The organism is Enterobacter sp. A103, assembly GCF_034427535.1.
Classification (GTDB): Bacteria; Pseudomonadota; Gammaproteobacteria; order Enterobacterales; family Enterobacteriaceae; genus Enterobacter; species Enterobacter asburiae_B.
Map to the genome: position 1 here is coordinate 143,190 of NZ_JAXQPQ010000007.1, position 7,534 is coordinate 150,723.

The following is a 7,534-nucleotide window of genomic DNA, read 5'->3' on the forward strand; positions in this document are numbered from 1 at the left end:
ATGATTATGTGGAACCGGTTTCCTACATGTCTCACAACAATAACAGGATCACATCCGATGGCCAAAAATTACGCTGCGCTGGCGAACGACGTTATCAGCGCGCTGGGCGGCAAAGAGAACATCGTCGCCGTCACCCACTGCATGACGCGTCTGCGTTTCGTACTGAAAGACGAAAGCCTGACCGACGCTGCGCGCCTGAAAAGCATCAGCGGCGTGCTCGGCGTGGTACGCAACGACAACCAGTGCCAGGTCATTATTGGCAACACGGTTTCACAGGCGTACCGCGAAGTGGTGAGCCTGCTGCCCACGGACCTGCAGCCCGCAGTGCCGGAAGGTCCGCAGAAGATGACCTTACGCCGCATTGGCGCCGGGATCCTCGACGCGCTGATCGGCACCATGTCCCCGCTGATCCCGGCGATCATCGGCGGCTCGATGGTCAAGCTGCTGGCGATGATCCTCGAGATGACCGGCGTGCTGCCAAAAGGCGCGCCGACGCTCACTATTCTGACCGTCATCGGCGACGGCGCCTTCTTCTTCCTGCCGCTGATGGTGGCGGCCTCGGCGGCGGTGAAGTTCAAAACCAACATGTCACTGGCCATCGCCATCGCGGGCGTGCTGGTGCACCCGAGCTTTATCGAGCTGATGGCGAAAGCCGCGCAGGGCGAGCACGTTGAGTTCGCCTTTATTCCGGTGACGGCGGTGAAATACACCTACACCGTCATCCCGGCGCTGGTGATGACCTGGTGCCTGTCATACATCGAACGCTGGGTGGATCGCATTACCCCGGCGGTGACGAAAAACTTCCTTAAGCCGATGCTTATCGTGCTGATTGCCGCCCCGCTCGCCATCGTGCTGATTGGCCCGCTGGGGATCTGGATCGGTAGCGCCATCTCCGCGCTGGTCTACACCATTCACGGCTACCTGGGCTGGCTCTCCGTCGCCATCATGGGCGCGCTCTGGCCGCTGCTGGTGATGACCGGGATGCACCGCGTGTTTACGCCGACCATCATTCAGACCATTGCCGAAACGGGCAAGGAAGGGATGGTGATGCCGTCGGAAATCGGCGCCAACCTGTCGCTCGGCGGCTCGTCGCTGGCAGTGGCGTGGAAAACCAAAAACCCGGAGCTGCGCCAGACGGCGCTGGCGGCGGCAGCCTCCGCCATTATGGCGGGGATCTCTGAACCGGCCCTGTACGGCGTGGCGGTGCGTCTGAAACGTCCGCTGATTGCGAGCCTGATCAGCGGCTTTATCTGTGGGGCGGTCGCCGGCATGGCCGGTCTTGCCAGCCACTCGATGGCGGCACCGGGGCTGTTCACCAGCGTGCAGTTCTTTGACCCGGCGAACCCGATGACCATCGTCTGGGTGTTCGGCGTGATGGGGCTGGCAGTGGTGCTGTCGTTTGTTCTGACCCTGCTTTTAGGGTTTGAGGATATCCCGGTCGAAGATGAGGCTGAAAAAGCGCGCGCCCTGCAGACCGCACCGGTACAGAACAACGCAGCAAAAGCATAAATTGAAAGCGAGGTAAGAATGTCTGTTTTTCCACAAGGATTTTTATGGGGCGGCGCGCTTGCCGCCAACCAGAGTGAAGGTGCTTACCGTGAAGGCGGCAAAGGACTGACGACGGTCGATATGATCCCCCACGGCGCGAATCGCCTGGCGGTGAAGCTCGGTAAGGAAAAGCGTGTTTCGCTGCGTGACGACGAGTTCTACCCGAGCCACGAAGCGATTGATTTTTACCATCGCTATAAAGAAGACATTGCCCTGATGGCGGAGATGGGCTTTACGGTGTTCCGCACCTCCATCGCCTGGAGCCGCCTCTACCCGAACGGCGACGAACCGCTGCCGAACCAAGAGGGCATTGCCTTCTATCGCGCGGTATTCGAGGAGTGCAAAAAGTACAACATCGAGCCGCTGGTGACGCTCTGCCACTTCGACGTGCCGATGCACCTGGTGACGGAATACGGCTCCTGGCGCAACCGTAAGATGGTCGATTTCTTTGCCCGCTACGCCCGCACCTGCTTTGAAGAATTTAACGGGCTGGTGAAATACTGGCTGACCTTCAACGAAATCAACATCATGCTGCACAGCCCGTTCTCCGGCGCGGGGCTGGTGTTTGAAGAAGGTGAAAACGAAGACCAGGTGAAATACCAGGCCGCGCACCACGAGCTGGTGGCAAGCGCGCTGGCGACCAAAATCGCCCACGAGGTAAACCCGGAAAACCAGGTGGGCTGCATGCTGGCGGGCGGCAATTTCTACCCCTACTCCTGCAAGCCGGAAGACGTGTGGATGGCGCTGGAGAAAGACCGCGAGAACCTGTTCTTTATCGACGTGCAGGCGCGCGGCAGCTATCCGGCCTACTCCGCCCGCGTGTTCCGCGAAAAAGGCGTGGTGATTGTGAAAGATCCCGGCGACGACGAGCTGTTAAAAAACACCGTCGACTTTGTCTCGTTCAGCTATTACGCCTCGCGCTGCGCGTCGGCGGATATGAACGCGGGCAACACCAGCGCGGCGAACATCGTGAAGTCCCTGCGTAACCCGCATATTCAGGTGAGCGAATGGGGCTGGGGCATCGACCCGCTCGGCCTGCGCATCACCATGAACATGATGTACGACCGCTACCAGAAGCCGCTGTTCCTGGTGGAAAACGGCCTCGGGGCGAAGGACGTCATTGATGAAAACGGCGAGATCAACGACGACTACCGCATCAGCTACCTGCGCGAGCACATTCGCGCGATGGGCGACGCGATTGAGGACGGCGTGCCGCTGATGGGCTACACCACCTGGGGCTGTATCGACCTGGTGGCAGCCTCAACGGGCGAGATGAGCAAGCGCTACGGTTTTGTGTACGTTGACCGCGACGACGCCGGGAACGGCACGCTGGACCGCAAGCGCAAGAAATCGTTCTGGTGGTATAAGAAGGTGATTGCGAGTAACGGGACGGATCTCGAGTAGCCTGTCCTTACCCCTCACCCTAACCCTCTCCCCATAGGGGAGAGGGAACCGTTTGGTGCGGTTTTCACCCTCTTTACTCCGGGAATAAAGGACTGCTCGGCGCGGTTTTCACCCTCTCCCCTCTGGGGAGAGGGCCGGGGTGAGGGGTTCAAACCCTCCATCCCCAACCCACTCCGCAAGCCGTGAATAGACCCGTTCCACCGCCTCCTTCACCGGCGGCGTCATCGGGTAATAAAATCCAACGATGTCCGGCTGAATCCCCAAAAACAGCACCTCGCCCACGTCGTCTTTAATCTGATCGACCAGGTAGTTCAGCGGCATATTGTGGGTGGTCATCATAAACATCTCGGCGATGTCGTCCGGGTCAATCAGGCGGATCTCGCCGGGGTTGAGCCCCATATCGGTGGCATCGACGATTAACAGCCTCTCCGGACGCAGTTCGCGGACGGCGACCACGTCGTTTTCCGGCGCGCTGCCGCCGTCAATCACCACCCAATTGCCCCTCGGATTCGCGGCGCACATCTCTGCCAGCAGCGGGCCCGCGCCGTCGTCGCCCATCATGCTGTTGCCCACACACAGTAAAACGTCAGTCACGTAATCTCCTCACCATCAGGTAGATGGCGCTCTCCTGATGAATATCGTGCAGCATGCTAAGCAGCGTTTTGCTCCACGCCTGTTGCTCAGGAGTTTGCCTGGCGAGCGCCGCGTCAAAGGCGTTGGCGAGCATTGCAATGTGGTTGGCGTCGATGACGATCTCGCCGTACTTTGGCACGCCCTCCATCTTGCGCCGCGCCGTGCTGCCCTCCTCCAGCGTGGCGATCCACGCCAGGTATTCGGGCCACGGGCAGCTCAGCGCTGCCTCCAGGCAGTCAATCACCCCGAGGTGATGCCCAATCGCCAGGCTGTAATAGACCACCTGCTGCGCCGCATCCGGCGTGGCATCGTTCTCATCAATAAACTTACGGCTCAGCTGGCTGAACACCACCGTTTCACTCATCGAATACGCGCCTCATCCACGATGCTGTTCAGGTTTGCCACGATCTCATTGAGACGCGGATCGTTTTCCGCCTCCAGCCAGCGCGCCACCTGATGGTCGCCCTGGCTCAGCAGGCGCAGATAATCATCGGCAATCTGACGTCCGTAGCGATAGCCCGCCAGCCTGCGCGCCGTGCGGTCGATCTTCACCCGCAGCGGCTGGACCATGTCCGGGTGAAGAATGGCCGCAGGCCGGTTGTCCAGCTCGCCCGGCTCGCGGGCGTGGATTTTCTGCTCCAGCAGGCCAAGCGCCATCGCGAAGCCGTACAGCGTCGCGGCAGGCGTTGGCGGGCAGCCCGGAATGTAGACGTCCACCGGCACGATTTTGTCGGTACCGCCCCAGACGCAGTAAAGATCGTGGAAAATGCCGCCGCTGTTGCCGCAGGCCCCGTACGAGATGCAGATTTTCGGGTCCGGCGCGGACTGCCAGGCGCGCAGCGCCGGTGAGCGCATGGCGCGGGTGACGGCTCCGGTAAACAGCAGGATGTCCGCATGACGCGGGGACGGCACCACTTTGATGCCGAAGCGCTCGGCGTCAAACAGCGGCGACAGCGTAGCGAAGATCTCAATCTCGCAGCCGTTGCAGCCGCCGCAGTCCACGCGGTAGACGTAGGCCGAGCGTTTGATTTTTTTCAGCAGCGACGCCTTCATGCTGGCGATGGACTCCTCCACCGTCATCGGCACCGGAATGCCGTTAGCGTCGCGCGGGCCGAGTAAATTTTCCATCAGCTGGCCTCTCTCATATGGCGGGTGATATCAATGCGGTCGGACGGCAGCAGGCACTTCTGACGCTTGCACTCCGGGCAGGTTTCAAAGCTTTCGCGGTGATGCTCCGCGCGGGCGTCACCGTTGTGCTGCAGCAGCGCGATGGCGTAGTCGATCTCTTTTTGCACGGCGAACGGGCGCTGGCAGACGCGGCAGCGGCACAGGTCAAAGCGCGACTGCTGGAGGAAGTCCTCCTTCTTCCACACCGCCAGCTCGAATTCCTGCGACAGGCGAATGGCGACCGTCGGGCAGACCTCCTCGCAGCGGCCGCAGAAGATGCAGCGCCCGAGGTTAAACTGCCAGGCCAGCTCGCCGGTTTTGAGATCCGTTTCTACCGTTAAGGCGTTCGACGGGCAGGCGTTGACGCAGGCCGCGCAGCCGATGCACTGCTGCGGGTTGTGCTCCGGCTTGCCGCGAAAATTTTTATCCACCGGCATCGGCTCCAGCGGATAGCGGCTGGTCTGCGTGCCCGTTTTGATTACTTTTTTGATAAAGGTAAACATGGCGAGTCCTTATTTCAGCGGCGAGTTTTTACGCTCGATGCTGTAGCGCTCAAGCTCTTTGTACGGCACCACCTGGCTTTTCTTCTTGCGCACGTCCACCACGGTCATGCGGTCGGTGCACGAGTAGCACGGGTCGAGGCTGCCGATGATCAGCGGCGCGTCGGATACGGTGTTACCGCGCAGCATATAGCGCAGGGTTGGCCAGTTGGCGTAGGTGGCCGCGCGGCAGCGCCAGCGGTAGAGCTTCTGGTTNTTACCGCGCAGCATATAGCGCAGGGTTGGCCAGTTGGCGTAGGTGGCCGCGCGGCAGCGCCAGCGGTAGAGCTTCTGGTTGTCGCCGGTCATGCTCCAGTGGATGTCGTCCCCGCGCGGCGCTTCGGCAAAGCCGAGGGCAAAGCGGTTCGGGATGTAGGTGAAGCCCTCCACCATCAGCGGGCCGCCCGGCAGGTTATCGAGGCCGAAGTCGATCATGTTCAGGGCGGTAAACACCTCGTTGATGCGCACCTTGAGGCGCGAAATGACGTCGCAGCCCTGCTCGCTGTGCACGGTCATCGGCAGCAGGCCGTAGCCGACGAACGGGTGATCGGCACGCGTGTCGCGGGCGTGGCCGCTGGCGCGCACCATCGGACCGACGTTGCTGAAGTCGCGGGCGATTTCCGGGTCAAGGCGGCCGATGCCGACGGTGCGCTGCTCGATGTTTGGCGTGCTGAGCAGCATGTCCACCAGCTCCTGCACGTCGCGGCGCATCTGCTGCGCCAGCTGGCGGGTCTGGATCATGTCGTCTTTCAGCAGGTCGCGGCGGATCCCGCCGATCAGGTTCAGGCCATAGGTTTTACGCGCCCCGGTGAGGATCTCCGCCATCTTCATTGACGCTTCACGCACGCGGAAGAACTGCATAAACCCGGAGTCAAAGCCGACGAAGTGGCAGGCCAGGCCGAGGTTCAGCAGGTGCGAGTGCAGACGCTCCACCTCCAGCAGAATGGCGCGGATCATCTGCGCGCGCTCCGGCACCACGATCCCCATGCCGTTCTCCACCGAGGTGGTGTAGGCGGTGCTGTGGGCGAAGCCGCAGATACCGCACACGCGGTCAGAGAGGAATGTCACTTCGTTGTAGCCCATGCGGGTTTCCGCCAGCTTTTCCATGCCGCGGTGGACGTAGAACAGGCGGTAGTCGGCGTCGATGATGTTTTCGCCGTCGACAAACAGGCGGAAGTGGCCCGGTTCGTCGGAGGTGACGTGCAGCGGGCCGATCGGCACCACGTTGTTTTTCTTGCTGCCCAGCTCGTTGATAAACTCGTAGGTTTCGCTGTCGGTGGTCGGCGCCGGGCGCTGGCGGTAGTCCATGCTGTCTTTGCGCAGCGGATAGAGTTCGTCCGGCCAGTCGTCCGGCAGAACCAGGCGGCGCTCGTCCGGCAGGCCGACCGGCACCAGGCCGTACATGTCGCGCACTTCGCGCTCGCCCCAGACGGCGGCGGGCACGCGCGGCGTGACGGACGGGTATTCCGGCTTAGCCGGGTCGACTTCGACGCGCACGGTGAGCCAGCACTTCTCGCCCTGCTCCATCGACATCACGTAGTACACCGCATAGTTGCCGCACAGCTGGCGCTCGTCGTTGCCGAACAGCACCGACAGCCAGCCGCCCTGCTGGTAGTACAGAAACTCCACCACTTCCGGCAGATAGTTCACCTTAATGGTGACGGTTACCTGGTCTTTGGTTTGCCAGGACTCCTCCAGCACCACGCCGGGGAAAGCCTGATGCAACGCGGCGAGATACTGCTGACCTTTCTTTTCTTCAGACATAAATACTCTCTTTAATCACGCCACCAGCAAGGAGACGAACGCTAAAAATGCAAAACCAAAACCGGCCCAGGTGATGCGCGACGTTTCCACAAAACGCAGGCGCGCCATGCTGTTTTCAAACAGGGCAATCACCAGCACGCCGACCAGCAGCTTGAGGGCGGCAACCACGACGGCCAGCACCAGACCGCCTGCGGAGAAGTGCGTCATCTGCCCCCACGGGAAGAAGACGCCGACAAACATCTGCAGCACCACCAGCTGTTTGAGGCTGATGCCCCACTTCAGCACCGCGAATCCATAGCCGCTGTATTCGGTAAGCGGCCCCTCCTGCAGCTCCTGCTCGGCTTCCGCGAGGTCAAACGGCAGTTTGCCCATCTCAATAAACGTGGCGAACGCGCAGGCGCACAACGCCAGCACCAGCGGGATCGAGCGCGCCACCGGCCAGTGGTAAACGGTGTGGGTGATAAAGCTGATGTGGGTGG

The 7,534-nt window shown here is 61.3% G+C and carries 8 protein-coding genes; 2 read left to right on the forward strand and 6 right to left on the reverse strand.

Features of this window, described 5'->3' with window-relative positions; translation table 11 throughout:
* Positions 1–57 precede the first annotated feature (57 nt).
* Positions 58–1,509 carry a PTS cellobiose/arbutin/salicin transporter subunit IIBC gene (gene ascF / locus SPH27_RS18040; protein WP_032660344.1) on the forward strand — a complete coding sequence of 484 codons (1,452 nt, stop codon included), beginning with the start codon at positions 58–60 and terminating at the stop codon, positions 1,507–1,509.
* A gap of 18 nt (positions 1,510–1,527) precedes the next feature.
* Entirely contained in the window at positions 1,528–2,952 is a 1,425-nt protein-coding gene (locus SPH27_RS18045) for a 6-phospho-beta-glucosidase (protein WP_182071572.1), read from the forward strand.
* A 108-nt stretch (positions 2,953–3,060) separates the two neighbouring features.
* On the opposite strand, the gene hycI is transcribed toward SPH27_RS18045, so the two are convergent.
* The 6 genes from hycI to SPH27_RS18075 form a co-directional block, all read right to left on the reverse strand.
* Positions 3,061–3,546, reverse strand: coding sequence for a hydrogenase maturation peptidase HycI (hycI, locus tag SPH27_RS18050; protein ID WP_182071571.1), 486 nt, complete (start codon positions 3,544–3,546; stop codon positions 3,061–3,063).
* Positions 3,539–3,949, reverse strand: a complete 411-nt coding sequence (locus SPH27_RS18055) for a formate hydrogenlyase maturation HycH family protein (RefSeq protein WP_039263385.1) — start codon at positions 3,947–3,949, stop codon at positions 3,539–3,541. Before SPH27_RS18055 ends, hycI begins: the two co-directional genes overlap by 8 nt.
* The gene (locus SPH27_RS18060; protein WP_033146382.1) at positions 3,946–4,713 is read right to left on the reverse strand and encodes an NADH-quinone oxidoreductase subunit B family protein; all 768 of its coding nucleotides are present in this window, start codon (positions 4,711–4,713) and stop codon (positions 3,946–3,948) included. Before SPH27_RS18060 ends, SPH27_RS18055 begins: the two co-directional genes overlap by 4 nt.
* The gene (locus SPH27_RS18065; protein WP_182071570.1) at positions 4,713–5,255 is read right to left on the reverse strand and encodes a formate hydrogenlyase complex iron-sulfur subunit; all 543 of its coding nucleotides are present in this window, start codon (positions 5,253–5,255) and stop codon (positions 4,713–4,715) included. The genes SPH27_RS18060 and SPH27_RS18065 overlap by 1 nt, the downstream gene beginning before the upstream one ends.
* A 9-nt stretch (positions 5,256–5,264) precedes the next feature.
* Complete coding sequence (locus tag SPH27_RS18070) at positions 5,265–7,055, reverse strand: hydrogenase large subunit (protein ID WP_322435754.1); 1,791 nt, start codon at positions 7,053–7,055, stop codon at positions 5,265–5,267.
* Positions 7,056–7,070: 15 nt separating this feature from the next.
* Positions 7,071–7,534: NADH-quinone oxidoreductase subunit H (locus SPH27_RS18075; RefSeq protein ID WP_322435755.1), on the reverse strand; the 464-nt coding region annotated here is incomplete at its 5' end.